The sequence below is a fragment of the Flavobacterium sp. WC2430 genome, from assembly GCF_040822075.1.
In the GTDB taxonomy this organism is placed as follows: Bacteria; Bacteroidota; Bacteroidia; order Flavobacteriales; family Flavobacteriaceae; genus Flavobacterium.
In genome coordinates this window covers 3038092-3063570 of record NZ_CP162007.1, presented here as the reverse complement: position 1 = coordinate 3063570, position 25479 = coordinate 3038092, and the positions used below count along the sequence as shown (strand labels likewise).

The window sequence follows — 25479 nt, the reverse complement described above, 5'->3', positions numbered from 1 at the left end:
TTGAGTTGCAAAGTCTCAAAGATTTTGAGTTTACGGTAGGACAGATAGAGGATTTTAAGGGGTAAAATAGTAAGATAAATAATAAATAAGTTGAATTTTTAAATGATTTAATTATTCAATTTTTAAATGCTAAAAATGAAAATAGAAAATATACATACATTAGGAGAATTAAAAGCAGCAGGATATAAAAGTATCTCGATTAAAGAGGAATTGCGTACTAATTTAAGAGAAAAGATTAAATCAGGAAAATCCGCATTTGAAGGGGTTCATGGTTTTGAAAACACTGTAATTCCAGAACTGGAACGTGCTATATTATCTCGCCATAATATAAATTTGTTAGGGCTTCGTGGTCAAGCCAAAACTAGGTTGGCGCGCAAAATGGTTGATTTATTAGACGAATACATACCGTTTGTGACGGGTTCAGAGATTAATGATGATCCTTTAAATCCAATTTCTCGTTTTGCCAAAGATATCATTGACATCAAAGGCGATGAAACTCCAATTTCATGGTTGCATAGAAGTGAGCGTTTTTCAGAAAAGTTAGCAACACCAGATGTTACGGTAGCCGATTTGATAGGTGATGTTGACCCAATAAAAGCAGCTAATTTAAAGCTTTCCTATGCTGATGATCGTGTGATTCATTTTGGAATGATTCCGCGTGCTAATCGTTGTATTTTTGTTATCAATGAGTTACCTGATTTACAAGCGCGTATTCAAGTGGCTTTGTTTAATATTTTGCAAGAAGGAGACATTCAAATTAGAGGATTTAAATTGCGTATGCCGCTAGATATGCAGTTTGTATTTACGGCAAACCCAGAGGATTATACCAATCGTGGAAGCATTGTTACCCCTTTGAAAGACAGAATAGGTTCTCAAATATTAACGCATTACCCAGAAACGATAAAGATTGCTCGTACCATTACGGAGCAAGAAGCTAAGCTTGATACAGTGCAAAGTGATATGGTTTACGTTCCATCATTAGCCAAAGATTTGCTGGAGCAGATAGGATTTGAAGCACGTGAAAGTGAATATATTGATAATAAAAGTGGAGTGAGTGCTAGGATGAGTATTACGGCTTATGAAAACTTATTGAGTACTGCGGAACGTCGCGCTTTAAGAGCAGGTGTTGATAAAACAAGTTTACGTTTATCTGACTTTATGGGAATAATCCCCGCTATAACTGGAAAAGTAGAGTTGGTTTACGAAGGAGAGCAGGAGGGAGCAGCAGCTGTGGCGCAAAACTTGTTGGGCTCGGCTATTCATACTTTTTTCCCCGCTTATTTTCCAAAAATTGAAAAGCTAGAAAAACCAAATGAGAAAACAGCTTATACGGATTTAATAGAATGGTTTTTTGCCGAAAGTGGTTTCGAATTATTAGATGATGCAAGCGATGAAGAATACCAAAGAATATTGGGAGCCATTGTCCCACTTGAAATTTTAATTAAAAAATACCAACCAGAATTGGCTAAGGAGGATAAGTTATTTATGAAGGAGTTTATTCTTTGGGCTTTGGTAGAGTACAATAAACTGAGCAAAGATCGTATATCAGAAGGATATCAGTTCAAAGATATTTACGGAAGTTATATTAGTAAGCTTTAATAGCTATTATTATTATTATTATTATTATTTAAAAAGCGTTTAGAAGTAGTTTTCTAAGCGCTTTTTTTTATTTCATAATTAAGGCAAAATGAGAATAGTATGTTATAAGTGATGCAATATGTACTACCTTACAACAGTTAGCCGTCCTTGCGGTTAATGAAAACCTAATGGAAAATAGCTTTGAAGCTTTGATTACCACTTATATTGATAATAAAGTAGGTATATCTGAAAATTTTTTAAGTGATGAATTAGCTAATAATTTAAAGCAAAATTTACTCGCGTTAAACCAACAAGATTTATTGATTACTGCTGGAACAGGAAACTCAGAAGTTATTGCTTATGATAGTGCTGTGCGCAGTGATTCTATTTATTGGTTAGATAAAAAGAATAATAATGCATTTGAAAATCAATTTTTTGAACAAATTGAAGCATTTATCAGTTATTTAAATGAAAGTTGTTATACCGGAATTACGGGTTATGAATTTCATTACTCCTTGTATGAAAAAGGAGATTTTTATTTGCAACATTATGATCAGTTTCAAAATAACCCGAGTCGAAAATATTCTATGATTAGTTATTTAAATAGTAATTGGCAGCCTGCTGATGGAGGAGAATTATTAATCCACCAGGATAATAATAATCAGAAAATTGCGCCCACACAAGGCAAAACAGTTTTCTTCAAAAGTGATGAGTTACTTCATGAAGTCTTAGTAACTCAAAATACCCGAATGAGTATTACTGGCTGGTTGAAGTGTGATTAGTATTAATCTATTATTATTATTATTATTATTATTATTAGGAGAGTGTCGAATGTTCAATCTCTAAATAGCTTTAGTGTATCGTTTCTAGTTCAAGATACAATCTATTGGCTTCGTTTTCTAGTTGGTCAATTTCTTTTCTCCAGTTTTCTATATCATTTTGTATGGAACGAATCTGTTCGTCTTTAGTACTTTCTGATCGTAATAATCTAAAATCTTCGGCATCAGATAAATCATTTTTTGATTCGGCTAATTGATTTTTATCTTCTATAAGTAAGCTTTTGATTTCGGCAAGACGAGTAGTAATGGAATCTTTTCTTCTTTTGTTATTATTTTCAGATTCTATTCTTTTTTGTATTTCTTCCTGAATGCGTTGTTCGTTCGATTCTTTTTGTTGTAGATTAATTTGTTCGTTACCAAACTCTGTTTGTTTGTTTTTTATGTCTAATTCATTTCTTTTATTATTCTGAATGATATTCAATACTAAGACAATTATCATAATCGCTAAAAAAGCTATAGCCAAAAAGAAATAACTTTTCTTAAGGCCTAAAATAGTTTTAGATGTTTCGGTAGATTCTACTTTTTGAGTAGGACTAGCGCGTTTTATAGGTGGAGGAACAATATTAAAAAAAGGCTTCAAATCGGCTATCTCAATTGCATGTTTCCATTCGTCCATACCTTGATACCAGACTAATGTGGTTTCCTTTATTTGTTGGGTTTTTAGTTCCTCTAGCGTAAATGGTCCGCCATTTTCATTGCCGTTATTAATGTAATACGTTCTCATTGATATGCTACAATTTTCTATGTAAAAGTACAGCGTAATATTACAAAAAAAATAGTATTCCTATTAAATTTCGTGAGTTGAATTGTTTTGAAATTTACTGCTATCACATCAAGAGATAATTAACAAAATACTCTCGTTAATTAGTTTATGGACTTGTTTAAAGTTAGTTTTTTATTTCTTTGTTTTCACAAAAAATCAACCGTATACTCTTGAAACATAATTTCCTTTTAGAAAGGCATTGGAATCAATTTGACTTTGCAAGATAACACCTTGTGGATTAGTCTCCAGTAATAGTTGTGCTGCTTGTACTAGAGGAGCTGCAGTAGTAGTTTGTATGGCTCTTAAATAATGTTTCCCTACTAGAAGAGGTAATATGGTTTTAGCTATTTCTCGACGGCGCAATACACCCTCTATATCCTTGCCTTCTACAGCAGCATATAATACAATTTGATCGTCTTCAACATGTGGAATAGCTACTTCCATTTTGTGTTGGAGTTTTTGAATTGCTGTCGTAGTATTGTCTTTGGTATTAATTTGTTTTTCTATCCATGCATAGTGACCAGGAAAGCGTAGCGTTTTATAATCCAGTGTACCTACTTTTCCACTTAAGGCATCGGGCAAATCGGCAGCACCGCCAGAGGTTAAATCTTCCTCGTAGGTAATACCATCAATTATAATAGTTGCTCTTTCAGATAGAGAAGGGAGTGTCGTTTTATTGTAATCACGCAGCACAATGGTGTCTTTCAAATATTCAGTAGCTACACCTACGGGACTCCAAGTAAAACCATAATAATGCGGAGCAACAGCATTTTTAGTTAACGCACCTACTTTGAATTCTAAGGTATGAACAGAGTTGACTTTGTAATCAATACAAAATTGCTGAAATAATCCATTGGCTAATAAATCTATATAACCTGGGGCCAAACCAGTCTGAAGAATAAATCCTGTTTGTGAATTTTTGGCTAAGGCAATTATTTTATTAGTTTCGTCAACATATTCCGTAAGATTGGCGTAATGAAGGTTGTATTCTTTAGCGAGTTGTGCCATTCTGGGCGCCTGACTTCCTGGTAGACAATCCAAAATAATATCGGCTTGCTTTAAAATGGTTATCATTTCAGGTGTAATTCCATCTTCAGGCAATAGAAACGGTTTAATAGTGCATGGTTTTGTACATCCGTTTTCTACCCAATGGGCTACTTTTATAGCTTTGGGTATCGATCTATTTCCTATAAAAATGCTGGGAGTAACTTCGCTCCATTCCATCAATAATAAAGCAGTAGCCTCAGCAATGCCTCCCGCACCAGCAATAATAATATGGAAATGCTTTTTCATTTATTAAAGTTAGTGAATTTTATTTAAATTGCTGAATGTTAGTTATTTAATTTAATAGTAAGTAGTCTGATCTAAAAATATTATTTTGTAAAGTAGTCTTTCTGTCAAGGATAGTAACGAAAAGCCCGCAAGGAATGAAGCCTTTTATAAAACAAAGCCCAAAACTGCGACCAAAGGAAGCTCGTTTTTGGGCTTATATTTTTATGGGCTGAATACCGCGGACTTGAAGTGAATAGCCTGCTTGGACAGCCAACTTATTTTTAGAAGAAGTTTTGAATGTTAAGTTTATCTTTTGTTAGTTTAAAAATTCTTTAGATGTTATTCTAGAACACTCTTCTGTTTCTAAATACAAAGGATTCCCGTGTTTTTCGGACCAAAAGCCATCGAGTATGTCTTTGTTGATGCATTTGTAGACGGCAACACCTTTGTAGAAAAATCTAGATAAATAGTATATTGTTTAATAAAGAAAACTATTGACTGAATGGATACTAACTCAAGCAGAATTCTTATTGATTAATATTTTAGATAAAAATAGTTTAATTACAGTAGCATCTGCAAGAAATAGGAGTAGTGCAAGCTGGTGTGCTACAGTGGATACTATAATAATTCCTTGAAGACACTAATCCAATAAAGCAAATGAATTAAATCATTTAAATCACCAATACTGTTCTATAATTGTTGTTGGTCGAAATAGTATTTATTGAAACAGAAATTTAGGTTACTATTGTGCGACAATAGTTTAATTAAAAAATTAAATATTCTTCAGATGAAAGATGTTTCGCTATTTATAAGTTTTTTGTTCATCGTACTGTGTACTAGTTGTAAAGAATCAGTGAAGGCACCAAAACCTTATGGTCCATTACCGACCCAAAAACAAATCAATTGGCAAGAAATGGAATCTTATGCTTTTATACATTTCTCGTTAAATACATTCACCAATAAAGAATGGGGTTATGGAGACGAATCACCTCAATTGTTTGATCCTACTGCATTGGATACACATCAATGGGCTCGTGTTGTAAAAGAGGCCGGAATGAAAGGAATCATATTGGTGGCCAAACATCATGATGGTTTTTGCTTGTGGCCTTCAAAATATACGGAGCGCTCTGTGAAAAATTCACCATGGAAAAATGGAAAAGGAGATGTTGTTAAAGAATTAGCAGAGGCATGCAGAGAATACAATTTGAAATTAGGACTGTATCTTTCTCCTTGGGATAGAAACAATCCTGATTATGGCAAACCAGAATATATAACTTATTTCAGAAATCAGTTGAAAGAGTTGTTGACTAATTATGGTGATGTTTTCGAAATGTGGTTTGATGGAGCAAATGGTGGTGATGGATACTATGGAGGTGCTAATGAAACCAGAAAGATTAATACACTGGAATATTATAACTGGGACGAAACCTATCAATTAATTTATAAAATTGCTCCAAAAACATTGGTTTGGGGTGTAGGTCCATCAGAAGCAAGATGGATAGGAAATGAAGAGGGTTATGCTAATGAAACTAACTGGTCTTTATTGCGTCAAAAGGACGAGTTAGCGGGAAAAGTGCCATATACAGATTTTATGTCGGGGCATGAAGATGGAGAAAAATGGGTACCTGGAGAAACAAATGTGTCGATAAGACCAGGATGGTTTTACCACACTATAGAAGATGATAAAGTACATTCCTTAGATGAAATGGTTGATTTTTATTATCAATCAGTAGGTCGTAATTCGACTTTTTTATTGAACCTGCCTCCAGATAAAAGAGGATTAATCAACGAAAATGATGTCGCAAGATTACAAGAGTTTTCGGCAGTTATTAAAGCCGATTTTAAAATAGAATTATTAGCAGCTAGTACAGTTAGTACTGATAGTTATAGAGGAAGCGAAAGCGAATATGCTGCTAAAAACGTGATTGATGGAGATAAAAACACCTATTGGGCTACCGATGATAATGTTAAAAAAGCTTCATTACTATTTGAATTTAATAAACCCACAGCTGTTAATCGAATTTTACTTCAGGAATACATAAAATTAGGACAACGAGTGAAAGCTTTTAATGTAGAAGCTAAAGTAGGTGGACAATGGAAAACAATTGCGAAACAAACTACTATAGGATACAAAAGAATTTTAAGATTTGATAGGGTTGTAGTTTCGGCGCTTAGAGTCAATGTTACAGATTCAAAAGCAAGTATAGTAATTGCTAATATTGAAGCATTTAACGCACCTACATTTGTTCGTATGCCAAATATTCAACGGGATAATAAGGGGTTAGTAACCATGAAATCTGATGTAGGGAATAGTATTTTTTATACAGTCGACGGTTCTGTTCCAACAATGAATAGTACCCTGTATAAAGGAGCTTTTAAATATGATGCGGCAGTCGAAATAAAAGCATTTACCAGAAACACTAAGGAGAATATAAGTAGTGCCATTAAAAAGGTAAAGTATGGACAGTCTAAAGAAAAATGGAGAATAGTTTCTATTTCAAGTGGTGATTTAAATAGAGCAAACAGAATAATTGATGGGAACCCAACTACAGATTATAGTTTTGGAGATGGAACGAATAAATTGCCGCAAGAAGTGGTGTTAGATATGGGAAGCATTCTTACTATAAACGGGTTTACTTATGTGCCGCAACAAGTAGGAAATAATCTAAACTTAATTTCCTATTATGAATTTTATACCAGTCTTGATGGTAATCAATGGAATAAGCAATCAGAAGGAGAATTTTCAAATATTAAAAATAATCCGATAGAGCAAGTAAAGACATTTGAAAGTGTAAAAGCTAAATACCTTCGATTTGTAGCTAAAGCGGGAGTTGGTAAAATACAAACAGTATCAATTGCAGAAATAAATGTAATTGAAAAACAGCAGACTAATAAAGGAGATTATAAAAACAATTGATTAAAGTTGATAATTATGTTCTTTACCGAAGACTACTGGTTATTAGTCGAATTTTTATTTTGAACAACTAGCAAATACTTAATTTTATAGTATTAATTAAATGAATTACTGACAAATGATTAAAGAAGGTATAAGTTTTAAAAAGGGTATAGGCTTCAAGGAAGCAGGAAAGTTTGAAGAAACACGTTTTGAAAAAATTCATAATGTAATTTTTGATTCATCGAAAGAAGCTTCAGTATTAGTAGCGCAAGAAATAGCAAATTTAATTCAGAGAAAAGAAGAATTGAATGAGCCTTGTATTTTAGGTTTGGCAACTGGATCTTCACCTATTAAAGTGTATGAAGAACTGGTTAGATTGCATAAGGAAGAAGGGTTGAGCTTTACGAATGTGGTAACCTTTAATTTAGATGAGTATTATTCGATGGATAAAAATAATATTCAGAGTTATTATCACTTTATGCATGAGTATCTTTTTGATCATGTAGATATTAACCCTGAAAATATAAATATCCCAGATGGAAAAGTTAGTAATGAAGAACTACAACAATACTGTATAGATTATGAAATGAAGATTAAATCCTATGGTGGGTTAGATTTTCAACTTTTAGGTATTGGAAGGACTGGGCATATAGGTTTTAATGAACCAGGCTCGCATATCAATTCTGGTACTAGAAGTATTACGCTAGATCATTTAACACGTATGGACGCTGCACCTGCGTTTTTAGGAATTGATAATGTTCCTAGAAAAGCAATAACAATGGGGATTGGTACTGTAAAAAATGCCAAAAGAATTGTACTTCTTGGTTGGGGAATTAGTAAAGCAGGAATCATAAAGGAAACAATTGAAGGAGATGTGTCTTCTCAAGTTCCTGCGACCTATTTGCAAGAACATAATAACACAACGTTTGTTTTAGATACTGAGGCTTCGTCGGAGTTAACACGTGTAAAAACACCATGGTTGGTAAAATCATGTTTATGGACCGAAGAGTTAAAATTGAAGGCTGTTGCTTGGTTGAGTGAATTAACGAAGAAGCCGTTTCTTAAATTAACGGATAAAGATTATAACGATAACGGAATGTCTAGTCTTTTAACAGAAGAAGGGACTGCATATGATTTAAATATAAAAATGTTTAATAAAATGCAGCATACCATTACCGGATGGCCTGGTGGAAAACCCAATGAGGATGATACTTATAGACCAGAACGTGCGAGACCAGAGCAAAAACGAATCATCATTTTCAGCCCACATCCCGATGATGATGTTATTTCAATGGGAGGAACTTTTGATCGATTAGTTGAGCAAGGACATGATGTACATGTTGCCTATCAAACTTCAGGTAATATAGCTGTTTCAAATGATGAAGCACTAAAATTTGCCGAAGTTTCTACTGTTTTAAATTCAGTGTCTAGTGAATCTGATAGTATCATCAAATTTTTAAAAAATAAGTCTAAAAATGATATTGATACGATTGAAGTTCGAAAATTAAAGGGCTCAATTAGAAGAAGTGAATCTTTAGGTGCTACAAGATATTTAGGAGTTGCGGATTCAAATGTTCATTTTCTTGATCTTCCTTTTTATGAAACTGGAACAGTAAAGAAAGGGAATCTTACAGATGCTGATATAGATATTATGTGTAATCTCATTGAAGACATAAAACCACATCAAATTTATGCTGCAGGCGATTTAGCTGATCCGCATGGAACACATAAGGTGTGTTTGGATAGTTTGTTTGAAGCTTTAGAGCGACTGAAACATAATAGTTATATGGATGATTGTTGGGTATGGTTGTACCGTGGAGCTTGGCATGAATGGGAATCGTATCAAATTGAGATGGCAGTACCAATGAGTCCGGATCAAGTACTTAAAAAACGTCATGCTATTTTTTATCACCAATCTCAAAAAGATGGAGTGATGTTCCAAGGGGACGATAGCAGAGAGTTTTGGGTACGCGCAGAAGATAGAAATAGATTAACAGCAAAAAAATATCATGATTTGGGATTAGCGGATTATTCAGCCATAGAAGCTTTTAAACGTTATCATTTCTAGTTTTGGTGTTATAATACAGTAAATTATTTGGTTTATAATTTGTTTAGGTTAGTTACCTTGGTTTTAAAATGCAATCATCTTTTTGGTTGCATTTTTTTTGTAATAAATTTTGTGAAAAATGAATAAAAAGAATGCAACATGAAAGCGAAGGAGCACTAGATGGTTTTTTCATGTCTTTAGCAGTCTGTAAATGCCAAAAATAAGTACTGAAAATTTAATTTTTTCACCAAATTTTAAATTAAAAATAGTTGTAATTTGACTTAAAGTAGCTCTTCGAGTACTTTAAGTATATACCTCTTTTTTGAATTTTAGATCGATGAGTTTAGAATTCTTTGCTTTACTTCGTCGATGTATGACCTTCCAATAACGTATCTAAGTCCTTCTATTTCTATACTATTTCCTTCAACAGCATCAATTTTATCGATAGCAATAGTGTAAGATCGATGTATTCTTATAAAATCTCTTTCAGGTAATAAGTTTGTAAAATCAGCAAGCGTACTGTGAATGATGTATTTCCCTGTTAATGTGTTTATTTTTAAATAATCTTTTAGACTTTCTATGACTAAAATTTCATTTAAAAAGATTTTCTTCATTTTCTTTTTATCAATTTTAACGAAAATGAAGGGATTTTCTTTACTGTTTTCTTGAGGAGCTTTAGAAGTACCTTCCAATCTTTTGTTGATCTTGTTTATCGCTTTCATCAACCTAGGGAATTCAATAGGTTTTACTAAGTAATCTAAAACATCTAATTCGTAGGTTTCAATAGCAAACTGGTCGTAGGCACTGGTAATAACTAGTAAAGGTGGGTTTTCTAAACTTTTTATAAAGTTAATTCCATCAAGGACAGGCATGTTTATGTCTAGAAAAATGACATCAACACTGTTGTTTTTTAAAAAATTAAAACCTTCAATAGGATTACTGAAGCTGTTTATTAATTCAAAATTTTCAATATGTTCTAAGTGATTCTTAATAACATTGATAGCCAATGGCTCATCATCTATAATCAAACAATTTACTTTCATCTCAATCTATTATTTTTTTAAGCGAAATAATTTATAGGGGTATATTCTAAAAAAAAAGATATCATTTGCTAAGACACTTTAATGATAAGCTTAACGACAAAACTATTCTTTTTATTTTTAAAACTTAACTTATAATCATTTTTATTGTATCCTAATTCCAGTCTTTTTTTGACATTTTCAATACCAATACCACTTGATATGTTTAAATTGTCTTTGTGTTTTGTAATTGCAGGCATTGGATTTTTAATGGTAAAATAAAGAAAATCTTCTTTAACTTCGAAGCTAATGTCAATTTTTACTTTTCCAATATTTTTATTTACGCCATGTTTAAAAGCATTCTCAACAAATGTCAGTAATAAAATGGGGCCTATTTCTTTATCATGAATATCTCCAGAAATGGACATATTAATCTCTAATCGGTCGTCATTTCTGATTCTTTCTAAATCCAAATAGTTTTGAATGCATAGAATTTCATTTTCTAAGGTTTGTCTCTTATTTTTTGTTTCATACAACATATAACGCATTAACTCGGAAAGTTTAATTACCACTTTTGGCGTTTTATTTGATTTTTCTACTGATAGCGAGTATATGTTATTAAGTGTATTGAAGAAAAAGTGCGGAGATATTTGAGATTTTAAAAAAAGCAACTCCGTTTCTAATTGTGATTTTTCAAGATCGGTTACTCTTTTTTGTTCATTTAAAAAGTCAAATGTAATTTTTATGGCTGTAACAAATGTAATTACATAAAGTTCGCCAATCATCATGTCTATAAAATAGTTAAACGATAATTTTTCTATTTGTTCGGGGCCTTCTGGCCAAACATTATGGCTAATTAAAAGATAAGTAAGATTAAACTTTACCAAAACCATAATAAATAATGCGGCAATAACCGAAAGGATATATAGTGTATATTTTTTTCGATACACCAAATTAGGCATCAGAATTAAAATATTCAAATAACACAGGGTAATGTGAATTGGGAAACCCAATAAATTTGTTTTAAAAGAGTAGAGATAATCATTGAAATAACTTCCCCATCGAAAGGTGTTGAATAAAAAATAAATCAACCAAAATATTATATGATAATGTAATGGTATTTTGTAAAATTTGCTGGAATTGAAATTCATTTTCTAAAGAATGAGTGTTTGAAACTGTTTTTTTTGATGTTTAGCTCAGTTTATATGTCGTCTGTCTAAATAAGTTTTAAAAAAGGCTAAATTTAAATAATTTTATTTTTATATACAGATAGATTCCTATGAAGAAAATTTCCTTATTTATTTTAGCTGCAGGTTTACTTACAGGTTGTAAGATAAAGATAGATAAAAATGATAGCTCTAAGTTACTTTTTATCGAACATGTTAATCCGTTTATTGGTACTGGTGGGCATGGGCATACTTATCCAGGAGCAACCGTTCCTTTTGGAATGCTTCAAGTAAGTCCTGATAATGGTGTTTCTAGCTGGGATTGGTGTTCGGGCTACCATTATTCTGATTCCATAGTGGCAGGTTTTAGCCATTTGCATTTAAGCGGAACAGGTATTGGTGATTTGGCCGATATATTATTTATGCCAATAAATAAAAAGGTAGATTTAAAAGCACAACCTACTTCTAGAGATTTACTTGCCTATAAGTCGACATATAGCCATTCTAATGAGACATCAATACCTGGATATTACCAAGTTTTTCTTGAAACCCCTAAAATTAATGTGGAGTTAACGGCTTCAAAACGTACTGCTTATCATAAATATACATTTGCTAAAAATGACATGCAGTCTGTAGTAGTGGATCTTGGTTTTGCAATCAATTGGGACAAATCAACAAAAACAGGGATTACGATTGAAAATGATAATACCATAAGTGGTTATCGTTACAGCACAGGTTGGGCTAAAAATCAAAAAGTATTTTTTGTGGCTCAATTTTCTAAGTCTATTACAGGACAGGAATTAATTGCTGACGGAAAAGTTATAAAAGGAACTACAACTTCGGGGGAGAAAGTAACTTCGCAATTGTTTTTTGTTAATAATAAAAACAATGAGTTGTTTGTAAAAGTAGCTTTGTCTTCGGTTAGTTTGGCTAATGCCAAAGAGAATTTAGATACTGGAAATTTTGAAAGTACAAAATCAGAAACCAAAACAATTTGGGGTAATACATTATCCAAAATTGAAGTGGAAACTCCAATTGATTCGCTAAAAACGATGTTTTACACTGCTGTTTACCATGCCCAATTAGCGCCAGTTACTTATAGTGATAAGAACGGGCAGTTTAGAAGAGAAGATGACCAAATTATAACTGCTACTAATTACACGGCTTATTCTACATTATCGCTTTGGGATACTTTTAGAGCCGAAAATCCTTTGTTGACTTTATTAGCTCCTGACAAGTCTTCGGATATTGTAAATTCTATGTTAGCTTATTACGAAACTAAAAAAATATTGCCTGTTTGGACCTTATACGGGAATGAAACCAATACGATGACAGGTTACCATTCGATTCCTGTGATTCTTAATGCGTATAAAAACGGAATAAAAGGGTTTGATGCTGAAAAAGCTTATTCCGCTATGAAAGCAACCATGATGCAAGACGAACGCGGATTGAATTTATACAAACAATACGGTTATATTCCTTATGACTTACTGGATGAATCAGTAACAATAACTTTAGAGTATGCTTATGATGATTGGTGTGTAGCTCAAATGGCTAAAGAATTAGGAAAAAATGAGGATTATGATTATTTCTTGAAACGTTCTCAAGCGTATCGCTATTTATTTGATCCAATAACTGGCTTTATGCGTGGAAAATCAAAAGACGGAAAAACGTGGAATACACCTTTTGATCCAAAACACTCTAATCATAGAGAACATACTGATTATACGGAAGGTAATGCTTGGCAACACAGTTGGTTTGTACCACAAAATGTAGATGACTTTATTGCATTACATGGAAGCAACGACATTTTCGTAAAACGTTTAGAACAATTATTTACTGAAAGTTCAGAGATTACTGGAGATAATGTTTCTGCAGATATTTCGGGATTAATTGGACAATATGCACATGGTAATGAGCCAAGTCATCACATTTCCTATATGTTTAATCATGCTAATGAACCATGGAGAACACAGTATTGGGTGCATTATATTTTAGATACACAATACAATACTACACCTAATGGATTGAGTGGTAACGAAGATTGCGGTCAAATGTCAGCTTGGTATGTATTTAGTTCAATGGGATTGTATCCTATGAATCCAGCTTCTGGTGAGTACGAAATAGGAAGTCCAATTTTTGAAAAATCAACAATTCATCTTCAAGATGGAAAAACATTTGTTATACAGGCAGAAAATGTTTCCAACAAGAATTTCTACATTCAATCGGCTACTCTAAATGGAGTTGTATTCAACCAAACAACAATTTCACATCAACAACTTTTACAAGGTGGTATTTTATATTTCGTTATGGGATCTGAACCTAATAAAAAATGGGGTTTAACTATTAAATCAGTAAAGTAATGGATAGCATTGATGTATCAATAATTGTATTTTATATAATATTAACCATAGGTATTGGAGTTTGGATTTCTAGAAAAGCTTCACAAGGATTAGATGATTATTTTTTAGGGGGAAATTCTATAAAGTGGTATTATCTAGGTTTAAGTAACGGATCAGGTATGTTTGACGTATCTGGAACGGCTTGGATGGTTGGGGTATTGTTTTTATATGGTGTCAAAAGTTTTATGTTTATGTGGCTTTGGCCTATTTGGAATCAAATCTTTGTCATGATGTTTTTGGCAGTTTGGATCCGTAAATCAAATACCATGACAGGATCTGAATGGATTTTAACCCGTTTTGGTAACGACAATGCAGGTAAAGCTTCTCATATAATTGTAGCTGTTTTTGCCATTGTTTCTACGATAGGTTTTATCGCCTACTTTTTTGAAGGAATTGGTAAGTTTATGACCATTATTTTACCTTGGAATTTAGCCCTTCAAATAGGAGATATGATGGTATTAAATTCGGAGCAATCGTATGCTTTATTGGTTATCTTCTTAACAACAATTTACACGATAAAAGGAGGTATGTTTTCGGTGGTGGCAACCGAAGTATTGCAATACGGGATTATGGTGATAGCAGGAGTACTTGTTGCTGGCTATACATTGATTAATTACACTGATGTTCAAATTAATTCTGTAATTACTCCTGAATGGAAAAATGTATTCTTTTCTGCGGAATTAGGATCACACTGGGGTGCAAAATTCAAAGCTTTTGATAATTTAATTAATACTGAAGGCTATAAAATGTTTGGTTCATTAGTGGGAATGTCTTTGTTTAAAGGTTTTTTTGCTAGTATAGCTGGACCAACACCAAGTTATGATTTGCAACGAATTCTTTCCACTAAATCTGTAAAAGAGGCCGCATACATGAGTGGTTTTACAAACCTTATTTTGTTTATTCCTAGATATTTATTAATTGCTGGAATCGTTGTAATAGCATTGGTAACCTTAGCTCCTGAAATGGCTATTAATCCAAATTTAAGTGGTGCCGATTTAGAAGTATTAATGCCAAAAGTAATTAATCTTCATATTCCCGTTGGAATAAAAGGACTGTTATTAGCTGGATTGTTAGCGGCATTTATGTCTACTTTTTCTGCATTTGTAAATGCGGGACCAGCCTATATTGTTAATGATTTATATAAAAAATATTTCAAGCCAAATGAGTCTAGCTCTCATTATATTAAAATAAGTCAAGTTGCTTCTTTCTTAGTAGTTGGTTTGGGTGTTTTTATGGGCTTCTTTGCTGATTCTATTAATTCCTTGACCTTATGGATAACAAGTGCATTGTTTGGGGGTTATGTAGCAGCCAACTTTTTAAAATGGATATGGTGGCGTTTCAATGGTTGGGGGTATTTTTGGGGTATGTTTTCTGGATTAGTGGTTGCGTCTTTAGAATTTGTTTTAGACCAAAATAAAGGGAACTTCACTTCTGGAACATTTCTATACGATTTGTCTGAAGTGCAAGCTATCTATTTGTTTCCAGTTATATTGACCTTCTCTACTTTGGGTTGCTTGCTAGGGACTTTCTTTAGTAAACCTACAGATATAGAAGTGTTAAAATCATTTTATACTAATGTAAGACCTTGGGGATGGTGGAAACCAGTTTATAATGAACTAAAAAGTAAAGATCTAACTTTTGAAAAAAACAATGATTTTACAAAAGATATGCTGAACTGTCTTATTGGAATTATATGGCAATCAAGCATGATTATCCTTCCAATATTTTTTATAATTAGAGATTATCCCAAAACGGTAGTATCACTAGTAATTTTCTTGATTACTTCGATTATTTTAAAATATACGTGGTTGGATAAAGTGAGAAAAATAAAAAATTAAAAGAAGAATAGTATAAGTTTAAATCGGGTGTGATTATTAAAAATGAATTAGACCTAAGATAGTGTTAAGTTTAACAAATAAATTAAATATAGTGAATACAATTCCATGGCAAGATAGACCAGAAAACAGCAATGAAGTAATTTGGAGATATTCAGAAAATCCAATTATTGACAGGTATGCAATACCATCATCAAATAGTATTTTTAATAGTGCAGTCGTTCCTTTTGGAGATGGATTTGCAGGTGTATTTAGATGTGACAACAAAGCAGTCCAAATGAATATTTTTGCTGGATTTAGCAAGAATGGAATGGACTGGGATATCAATCATGAGCCTATTGTAATGCAAGCGGGTAATACTGAAATGATAGAATCAGATTATAAATATGACCCCCGTGTCGTTTTTATTGAAGATCGTTATTGGATTACTTGGTGTAACGGATACAATGGACCAACAATTGGTATTGGATATACATTTGATTTTAAGGAATTTTTTCAATGTGAAAATGCCTATTTGCCTTTCAACAGAAATGGGGTATTGTTTCCACAAAAAATCAACGGTAAATTTGCCATGTTAAGCCGTCCAAGTGATAATGGACATACTCCTTTTGGAGATATTTGGATTAGTTACAGTCCAGATATGAAATATTGGGGAGAGCATAGATGCGTAATGAAGCCAACTCCTTTTGAAGACAGTGCTTGGCAATGTACAAAAATTGGAGCAGGACCTATTCCTATTCTTACTGATGAAGGTTGGTTAATGTTGTATCATGGTGTAATCAATACGTGTAATGGATTCCGTTATAGTATGGGAGCTGCTATTTTAGATACAAATCAGCCTGATATTGTAAAGTATAGAACACAACCTTATTTATTAGCTCCTGCTGAGTTGTATGAGCAAGTGGGTGACGTAGGAAATGTAGTTTTCCCTTGTGCTGCTTTACATGATATGGAAGAAGATAAATTGGCCGTTTATTATGGTGCTGCTGATACTGTTGTAGCGATGGCATTTGGTAAATTAAGCGAAGTACTTCAGTTTACAAAAGACAATAGTTTATAAAAAAAAGCATGGCTGTGAAATTGAAATGGTTATCAGTTGTATTAAGTCTAATTTCTGTTATTGGTTTTTCACAATCAAAAAAAGGAATTATCCCTAAATCGTATGTTGTTCATAAAGTATTTGATACAATCGTTATCGATGGCGATGAATCGGATGCTTCATGGTCAAAAGTGGATTGGTCAGATCCTTTTACCGACATAGAAGGAGTGGAAAAACCAAAGTACAACACTAAGGTGAAAATGCTATGGGATGAGACTAATTTTTACATTCTCGCTAAGATGGAAGAACCACATGTTTGGGCTAATCTAAAACAGCGCGACACTATTATTTTTTACAACAATGATTTTGAGGTTTTTATTGATCCGGATGGTGATACATTCAATTATTACGAATTAGAAATAAACGCTTTAAATACAGCTTGGGATTTATTCTTGACAAAACCCTATCGTGAGAATGATAATGTAGTATTGAATGACTGGAATATATCGGGATTAAAATCGGCCGTTAAAATAAACGGAACAATCAATAATCCCAATGATACCGATGAAGGTTGGGTGCTGGAAATGGCAATTCCTTGGGCAGCTTATAGAAAGTCCTTTGGTGAAAATAATATTCCAGTAGATCAATTTTGGAGAGTAAATTTCTCTAGGGTAAATTGGCAACATTCTTTAACAAATGGAACATACAAAAGAAAGAAAGGTTCAGACGGGAAATTTTTACAAGAGTATAATTGGGTATGGTCTCCACAAGGTGTAATCAATATGCATGAACCTGAAAAATGGGGTTATGTTTATTTTTCTTCAAAAGCGGGAACCGATAGTTTTATTATTCCACAAGAGGAAAAATTAAAGTGGGAATTATACAGCCTTTACCGAGCTCAAAAAAAATATTACCAAACTCATAAGGCATGGGCTAAATCTTTAGATAGTCTAACTAAATCTAGTATTGTTGTTGATGGTAAAATGGTAAAACCTGTTTTAGAAAATCATTCAACAGGATTTAATATTACAATAAGAAGTCCTTTTTCAAATAAAACGTTAATTATTAAACAAGATGGGAAAATTATATCAAACTAAAAAAACGATGAGACTACCTAAATTATTACTTTTTATCCTAGCATTGAGTATCATTTCATGTGCTAGTAAAAAAGAAGATGAAAAAACTCCATTTGAATTTGGGGTATGGATAACGGCACATAAGGAGAGAACAAATGCAGATTATGCTCAAGAATTTGCGAAGTATAAAAATGCTGGAATTGATGAAGTATTAATCAATACAGGAACCGATCCAAAATTGTTGAAACGATTAGTTCCAATCGCAAAAGAAAATGGGTTAAGAGTTCATGCTTGGATTATGGCCATGAACAGACCAGGTGATTCTATAGCACTTCAGCACCCCGACTGGTATGCTGTTAGTAAAGAAGGAAAGTCTTGTTTTGATAATCGTCCATACGTAGATTATTACCAATGGTTGTGTCCAACTAGAAAAGAATCTAGAAATCACGTATTAGGTTTAGTAGAAGAATTAGCTAAAGTAGACGGAATCGAAAGTGTACATTTAGACTACATTCGGTTCCCCGATATTTTCTTACCAATTGGTTTGTTGCCCAAATACAATTTGGTGCAAGACGAGGAGCTACCCCAATATGATTTCTGTTATTGTGATGAATGTATAAAAGCTTTTGAAAAAATACATCATAAAAATCCAAAAGAAAGCCATAACACATCAATTGATATGGAATGGAAAAATTTCAGACTAAATGCTATAAAGGCAGTTGTTGATGATGCTTACAAAATTGTTCACAAATACCATAAAAATTTAACGGCTGCCGTATTTCCTTACCCAGAAATGGCTGATCACATGGTACGTCAACGCTGGGATAAATGGGATATTGATGAGGTTTATCCTATGATTTATCATGGTTTTTACAATGAAGAAGTAGATTGGGTTGGTTATGCAACTAAACAAGGTGTTTCGGACTTACTAGGAAAAAAAACTAAAATAAATACAGGTGTTTATTTACCCGCTTTTAAATCTCCAGAAGAATTGAAAGAAGCTATTTTATTAGCAAAAGAAAATGGAGCTAAAGGAGTTTGTTTCTTTGATGGACCCGCTATAACTCCTGAACAATTAAGAACGATTAAAGAAACTAAAGAAAGTTTAAAATAATAGTATAATGAAACATGGTCTACTATATATAGTTTTTCTAGCCCTAATATATAATTGCGGTCGGTATGAATCAGGCCATGTTCAATTAACCAATTATGTAAATCCTTTTATAGGCACAGATGGTCCGGGGAATACCTATCCTGGAGCTACTGTGCCCTATGGAATGGTACAGTTAAGTCCGGATATTGGGATTCCAGGTTGGGATAGAATTGCTGGTTATTATTATAAAGATTCTATTATTTCCGGTTTTTCACACCTGCATTTAACGGGTACTGGTGCTGGCGATTTGTATGATATTCTAGTAATGCCCACCAACAGTAGATTTGTAAATAGAATAAAAGATAATAACTTCATGCCTTTTTCTAGTTTTTCACATGAAAAAGAAAAAGCTTTTCCAGGCTATTACGCTGTTGATTTATTGGATTTTGGTATAAAAGCGGAGCTAACTGCAACTGCCAGAACAGGTATTCATAAATATACATTTCCTAAAGATAATGCTTCACAAATTCATATCGATTTGGGGTATGCTTTAAATTGGGATGCTCCCACAAAAACATATATAAAAGTAGTCGATAATACCACTATTGAAGGGTATAGAAAATCTACTGGTTGGGCAAAAGACCAAAGGGCATATTTTGTAATAAAACTTTCTAAACCTTTTGAATCCTATCAAATTTACAAAAATGATTCATTGACAACGAGTCCTGCTGAAGCCGTAAAAACAAAAATTGTTTTAAATTATAAGACAACTGATAATGAGGAAATCATTTTAAAAACAGGGCTTTCAACGGCTACTATTAAGGGAGCTTATAAGTCTTTACAAGTGGAAGCACCCGATTTTAATTTTGAAAAATACAAAGAACGAGCAAATAATTTGTGGGAGAAAGAATTACAAAAAATAGAGGTAACCACCGCTGATGAAAATAAGAAGAAGGTTTTTTATAGCATGATGTACCAATCCATGTTAGCACCCACACTTTTAAGTGATTGTTATGGGGATTACAAAGGTGCTGATGGTAAAATTCATAATGCTCAGGTTTTTGATCGGTACGATACCTTTTCATTATGGGATACGTACCGAGCTGCACATCCATTGTACACTATTTTGCACCCAAAAAGGGTGTCAAGTATGATCAATTCTTTATTAGCTCATTATAAAGAAACAGGATTATTGCCCGTGTGGTCTTTGCAAGGAAATGAAACCAATATGATGATTGCAAATCACGCTATTCCAGTAATTGTTGATGCTTATTTTAAAGGAATTAAAAATTTTGATGTAGAGTTGGCTTATAAAGCGTGCAAAGAAAGCTCCATGGTTGATTCAAGACAATATGATAGTTATAAAACTTTAGGATATGTTCCAGCTGATGAAAGCGGCGATAACTGGTCGGTTTCAAAAACGATGGAATACGCATATGATGATTGGTGTTTGGCTCAATTTGCAAAAGCATTAAATAAAGGAACCGATTATAAATATTTCATAAAACGTTCAGAGAATTGGAGAAATGTATATGATTCAAAAAGTAATTTTATGCGTCCAAAATTTAAGAACGGGCAGTTTTTAAAAGAATTTGTACCAAAAGATTATACTCCTTATTTCTGCGAAAGTAACGCATGGCAATATTTCTGGTCTGTTCCTCAAAATATTGAAGGTTTAATTAAAGTGGTTGGTGGAAAGGATGCATTTGAAAAAAAGTTAGATTCTATGTTCACTTTAAAACCATTGCCAGAAGACAAATTACCCATTTTTAGCACAGGGATGATTGGGCAATATGCGCACGGGAACGAACCAAGTCATCATGTGGCTTATTTATATAATTATATTAATAAACCTTGGAAAACCCAAAAGTTAGTGAGAGAGATCTTAGAAACGCAATATAAAAACGAGCCAAATGGACATTGTGGTAATGAAGATTGTGGACAAATGTCTTCCTGGTATATATTGAGCTCATTAGGTTTTTATCCAGTAAATCCAGCACAAAGTATTTATAGTTTTGGTGCACCAATGTTTGACAACGCTACTTTAAATTTAGAGAATAATAAAACATTTGTTATTAAGACAAAGAATAATTCTAAAGATAATATTTATATCCAATCTATTGAATTGAATGGTGAAAAAATGAATAGAAATTATATTACGCATAATGAAATTATGCAAGGAGGGACTTTAATTTTCACAATGGGTAACGTGCCTAAAAGCAACAATAACAGCATGGCATTATCCTCTAAAATTTATAATTAAAAAAATCAAAATCATGTCAAACAGAAGAGATTTTATAAAAAGAACAACTTTAGGAACACTTGCTGTAGGCTCCTTTTTTAGCTTTAAAAGTGTTGCTAATGAAGTAGAGGAAGAAAAAGTAACGGATTTAAAAAAAACTAAAAAACCAGTAATCATTTCTACTTGGAATCATGGTTTGCCTGCCAATGCTGAAACTTGGGTACAATTAAAACAAGGAAAACCTGCATTAGATGCGATTGAATCGGGCTTAAAAATTCCTGAAGCTGATCCCAATATTAGAAGCGTGGGTTATGGGGGATATCCAGATCGTGAAGGAAAAGTAACGCTAGATGCTTGTATTATGGATCACAATAGTAATTGTGGTTCAGTTTCTTTTTTGGAAGGGATAATGCATCCTATTTCGGTAGCCAAAAGAGTTTTACAAAACACTCCACATGTTATGTTATCAGGTCAAGGAGCATTACAATTTGCTTTATCGGAAGGATTTGTAGAGGAGAACTTGTTAACTCCAGAATCCGAAAAGGATTGGAAAAAATGGCTAAATGAATCGAAATATAAACCAGTTATCAATATAGAAAATCATGATACTATTAGTATGCTCATGATTGATGAAGAGGGTAATTTGGCAGGAGGTTGTACTACAAGTGGCGCAGCTTGGAAAATGCACGGACGCGTTGGTGATTCCCCAATCATTGGTGCGGGTCTTTTTCTAGATAACGAAGTTGGTGCAGCAGCAGCTACTGGATTAGGTGAAGCGGTAATAAGAACTGCAGGAAGTGCCATGGTAGTAGAATTAATGCGTCAAGGAAAATCACCCTTTGATGCTTGTAAAGAAATCACCGAGCGCATTTACAACAAGCATAAAAAACATAAAGATATGGAGTACTTGCAAGTTGGTTTTATCGCACTTAATAAAAATGGGGAGTATTCTGGATATAGTTTACGTTCTGGTTTCAACTATGCAGTTTGCGATGATGAAAAAGGAAACCGAATGGAAGATGCTAAATTCAAAATGACTTGGGATAAATAATTTGTAACTTTTAATGAGAAATACACTCTTTATATTCACTTTTATACTTGCGTCGGTAGCTCCGTCTTTTGCACAGGGGGAAACACCTTTTTGGTTAAATGAAAAAATCAATGCCGATAATAGAGAACCTATGCACGCTTCTTATTTTGTGTATGAAAATGAAGCTTTGTTAGCCAAAAATGATTGGAAACTTTCCGAAAATTATTTGGACATCAATGGATTGTGGAAATTTAAATATGTAGCAAGTCCGAATGATTTGCCTAGTGGATTTGAAAAAAGTGATTTTAATGATACAACTTGGGATGATTTTAAAATTCCAGCCAATTGGGATGTAAACGGTTATGGTTATCCGATTTATACCAATACAACCTACGATTTTGCTAAATATATTGCTATAAATCCCCCTTTTGTCCCAACAAAATACAATCCTACAGGCGTTTATAGAAGAGCAATTACCATCGATAAAAATTGGGATGGGAAACAAATTTTTCTACACATAGGAACAGCCAAATCCAATCTTACTGTGTGGATAAATGGACAGTATGTTGGTTATGGCGAAGATGGTAAATTACCTCAAGAATTCGATATTACCTCTTTTCTAAAAACAGGAAAAAATACCATTACGCTAAAAGTGATAAAATGGAGTGATGGCTCGTATTTAGAATGTCAAGATTTTTGGCGAATGAGTGGCATCACTAGAGAAAGCTATTTGTATGCAAGGAATAAAGTGCATCTTAAAGATTTTGAAGTTACGCCGGATTTAGATGCTTCGTATGTAAACGGGACATTAAAAATTGCAACTGAATTTTCTGGCTATAATAAAAAAGATTCTTATTTCTTAGAAGTAGAATTGAAAGAAGGTGCGAAAACTATTCTTTCGAATACGCAAAAACTAAATACAACCAATAAATTAGTTTTTAATCTTGCTGTAGATAATCCAAAAAAATGGAGTGCTGAAGTTCCAAATTTATACCAACTCAATTTTATTTTAAAGGATAAAAAAGGGAATGTAGTCGAAGTGATTCCGCAAAATGTAGGTTTTAGAAAAGTAGAAATCAAAGGAGGACAACTTTTAGTAAATGGTAAAGCGGTTTACATAAAAGGTGTCAATCGTATGGAAACAGACCCTACAACGGGACAAACGATTTCTAGAGCCCGCATGGAGCAAGATATTCAAATATTAAAGCAATACAATATCAATGCGCTTAGAATGTCTCATTATCCTAATGATGAATATTTTTATGAATTGTGTGATAAATATGGAATTTATTTGGTTGATGAAGCCAATTTAGAATCACATGGAATGGGCTATGATGTTGATAAAACCCTAGGAAACAAAACCGCTTGGGAGTTAGCACATTTTCAAAGAATAAGCCGAATGGTCGAAAGAGATAAAAATCACCCTTCGATAATTATTTGGAGTATGGGTAATGAAGGTGGAAATGGTTATAATTTTTATCGTGCCTATTTATGGTTGAAAAATAGAGATGCTTCAAGACCTATTCAGTACGAAAGAGCCTCCTATGCAGGATGGGATGGTAAAAACATGAAATTCGATTGGGATTCAGATATTATTGATCCGCAGTACAGCGCACCAACAGCAATGGAAGAATATATTGCTGCGAATCCAAATCCGGAGCGCCCTTATATTTTAAGTGAATACGCACATGCCATGGGGAATTCAATGGGGAATTTCAAGGATTATTGGGATGTATTTCGCACACATAAAAATTTTCAAGGTGGTTTTGTTTGGGATATGATAGACCAATCTGTATATAAAACAAGGGAAGATGGAAAGAAGGTTTTTGCTTATGGTGGAGATTTTGGTCCAAAAGATGTTCCTAGTGCCAATAATTTTTTGAACAATGGTGTTTTTAACCCAGAGCGCCAACCAAATCCTCATGCTTTTGAAATGCGAAATGTATATCAAAACATTGGAACTTCTTGGAGTAATAAAGAGGCAACAACTATAAAAGTTTTTAATGAATTTTTCTTCAAAGATTTATCAAATGTGAATCTGCATTGGAAATTAATGTTGGATGGAGTAGAAGATAGTAATGGTACAATTGCTTCTTTGGATATTAATCCACAACAATCTAAAGAGTATGTTTTGCTTATAAATCTACAAGGGAAAAAGTTTCAAGAAGCTTTCGTAAATGTAAGTTATACGTTACAAGAAGAGGAACCATTTTTACCGAAAGATTTCGAAATAGCTACTGAACAACTTCTTTTAGTAGGGCGGTGGAAAAATGACGCAAAAGTTGTAGGAGCTGCAAAAATTATAGTTTTAAAAAATCCAAATTCCACAGTTTTTAAAAGTGATAAAACGGAGATCATTTTCGATGAAAAAACAGGATTCATTTCGGGTTATACTTTTGATAATCAGACTATTTTAAAAGAAGGCTATCAATTGCGACCAGATTTTTGGCGTGCGCCAAATGACAATGATTTTGGAGCAGGATTGCAACAAAGACTATTGCCATGGAAAGAGGCAATGGAAAATCCAAAGTTGTTATCTTGGAATTTTACAATTACAAAAGACAATAAAATAATTGTAAAAGCAACTTATAGTTTGCCAGAGGTTGCTGCTGAATTAGCGTTGAATTATGAAATCAATAGTAACGGAGAATTGAGTGTTCAGCAAGTTTTGAATATTGATAAAACCAAGGAAGAACCTATGTTGCCTCGTTTTGGGATGGAATTGGTAGTACCAAAAACATTCAACACCATGGAATATTATGGTAGAGGACCACATGAAAATTATATAGATAGAAATTACAGTTCGCATGTAGGTTTGTACAAGCAAACCGTATCGGAACAATATTATCCCTATATACGTCCACAAGAAACGGGAAATAAAACAGATGTTCGCTGGCTGAATTTATCGAATGATAAAATACAATTAAAAGTAGAATCAGAAGATTTATTAGGGATTACCGCTTTGCATTATCTAACGGATGACTGTGATGATGGATTAGAAAAAGATCAGAGAAATGCCGCTGATATTATGGAAAGAGATTTGACGAGTTTAAAGATTGATTTCAAACAAATGGGAATTGGAGGAATTGACAGTTGGCAGTCCTGGCCAATGGAGAAATATAGACTTTTAGATAAAATCTACCAATACCAATTTAAAATTACACCAACCTTAAACCAATAAA

The 25479-nt window shown here is 33.2% G+C and carries 16 protein-coding genes; 12 read left to right on the top strand and 4 right to left on the bottom strand.

Annotated features, from left to right (window positions below; translation table 11 throughout):
- Positions 1 to 135: 135 nt before the first annotated feature.
- Entirely contained in the window at positions 136 to 1599 is a 1464-nt protein-coding gene (locus tag AB3G36_RS13305; RefSeq protein ID WP_367753527.1) for a magnesium chelatase, read from the top strand.
- 167 nt (positions 1600 to 1766) lie between these two features.
- Positions 1767 to 2360, top strand: coding sequence for a 2OG-Fe(II) oxygenase (locus AB3G36_RS13300; protein ID WP_367753525.1), 594 nt, complete (start codon positions 1767 to 1769; stop codon positions 2358 to 2360).
- Positions 2361 to 2430: 70 nt separating this feature from the next.
- Here AB3G36_RS13300 and AB3G36_RS13295 read toward each other — a convergent pair whose 3' ends face one another.
- A complete protein-coding gene (locus AB3G36_RS13295; RefSeq protein WP_367753523.1) occupies positions 2431 to 3141 on the bottom strand; it encodes a GYF domain-containing protein in 711 nt (236 codons plus the stop codon).
- A gap of 195 nt (positions 3142 to 3336) precedes the next feature.
- Positions 3337 to 4473, bottom strand: coding sequence for a saccharopine dehydrogenase family protein (locus tag AB3G36_RS13290; RefSeq protein ID WP_367753522.1), 1137 nt, complete (start codon positions 4471 to 4473; stop codon positions 3337 to 3339).
- Positions 4474 to 5239: 766 nt separating this feature from the next.
- Between AB3G36_RS13290 and AB3G36_RS13285 the strand changes: the two genes are divergently transcribed.
- Both AB3G36_RS13285 and nagB read left to right on the top strand, forming a co-directional pair.
- Complete coding sequence (locus AB3G36_RS13285) at positions 5240 to 7369, top strand: alpha-L-fucosidase (protein ID WP_367753520.1); 2130 nt, start codon at positions 5240 to 5242, stop codon at positions 7367 to 7369.
- 115 nt (positions 7370 to 7484) lie between these two features.
- Positions 7485 to 9416 carry a glucosamine-6-phosphate deaminase gene (gene nagB / locus AB3G36_RS13280; RefSeq protein ID WP_367753518.1) on the top strand — a complete coding sequence of 644 codons (1932 nt, stop codon included), beginning with the start codon at positions 7485 to 7487 and terminating at the stop codon, positions 9414 to 9416.
- Positions 9417 to 9724: 308 nt separating this feature from the next.
- On the opposite strand, the gene AB3G36_RS13275 is transcribed toward nagB, so the two are convergent.
- Together AB3G36_RS13275 and AB3G36_RS13270 are read right to left on the bottom strand one after the other, a co-directional pair.
- On the bottom strand, positions 9725 to 10438 hold the full coding sequence (locus tag AB3G36_RS13275; protein WP_367753516.1) for a LytR/AlgR family response regulator transcription factor: 714 nt from the start codon (positions 10436 to 10438) through the stop codon (positions 9725 to 9727).
- A gap of 68 nt (positions 10439 to 10506) precedes the next feature.
- A complete protein-coding gene (locus tag AB3G36_RS13270; protein ID WP_367753514.1) occupies positions 10507 to 11565 on the bottom strand; it encodes a sensor histidine kinase in 1059 nt (352 codons plus the stop codon).
- A gap of 128 nt (positions 11566 to 11693) precedes the next feature.
- On the opposite strand from AB3G36_RS13270, the gene AB3G36_RS13265 reads away from it, so the two are divergent.
- From AB3G36_RS13265 to AB3G36_RS13230, 8 genes are all read left to right on the top strand, one after another.
- Positions 11694 to 13943, top strand: coding sequence for a GH92 family glycosyl hydrolase (locus tag AB3G36_RS13265; protein WP_367753512.1), 2250 nt, complete (start codon positions 11694 to 11696; stop codon positions 13941 to 13943).
- A complete protein-coding gene (locus tag AB3G36_RS13260) occupies positions 13943 to 15820 on the top strand; it encodes a sodium:solute symporter family protein (protein ID WP_367753510.1) in 1878 nt (625 codons plus the stop codon). The genes AB3G36_RS13265 and AB3G36_RS13260 overlap by 1 nt, the downstream gene beginning before the upstream one ends.
- A 91-nt stretch (positions 15821 to 15911) precedes the next feature.
- A complete protein-coding gene (locus AB3G36_RS13255; RefSeq protein WP_367753508.1) occupies positions 15912 to 16877 on the top strand; it encodes a glycosidase in 966 nt (321 codons plus the stop codon).
- 8 nt (positions 16878 to 16885) lie between these two features.
- Positions 16886 to 17953: a carbohydrate-binding family 9-like protein gene (locus AB3G36_RS13250; RefSeq protein ID WP_367753506.1), complete on the top strand. Its 1068-nt coding sequence runs from the start codon at positions 16886 to 16888 to the stop codon at positions 17951 to 17953.
- A gap of 7 nt (positions 17954 to 17960) precedes the next feature.
- Positions 17961 to 19046: a putative glycoside hydrolase gene (locus tag AB3G36_RS13245; RefSeq protein WP_367753504.1), complete on the top strand. Its 1086-nt coding sequence runs from the start codon at positions 17961 to 17963 to the stop codon at positions 19044 to 19046.
- Positions 19047 to 19053: 7 nt separating this feature from the next.
- Positions 19054 to 21288: a GH92 family glycosyl hydrolase gene (locus AB3G36_RS13240; RefSeq protein WP_367753502.1), complete on the top strand. Its 2235-nt coding sequence runs from the start codon at positions 19054 to 19056 to the stop codon at positions 21286 to 21288.
- Between the two features lie 13 nt (positions 21289 to 21301).
- Entirely contained in the window at positions 21302 to 22318 is a 1017-nt protein-coding gene (locus AB3G36_RS13235; RefSeq protein ID WP_367753500.1) for an isoaspartyl peptidase/L-asparaginase family protein, read from the top strand.
- 13 nt (positions 22319 to 22331) lie between these two features.
- On the top strand, positions 22332 to 25478 hold the full coding sequence (locus tag AB3G36_RS13230; RefSeq protein WP_367753498.1) for a glycoside hydrolase family 2 TIM barrel-domain containing protein: 3147 nt from the start codon (positions 22332 to 22334) through the stop codon (positions 25476 to 25478).
- The last annotated feature ends 1 nt before the right edge of the window (position 25479 follow it).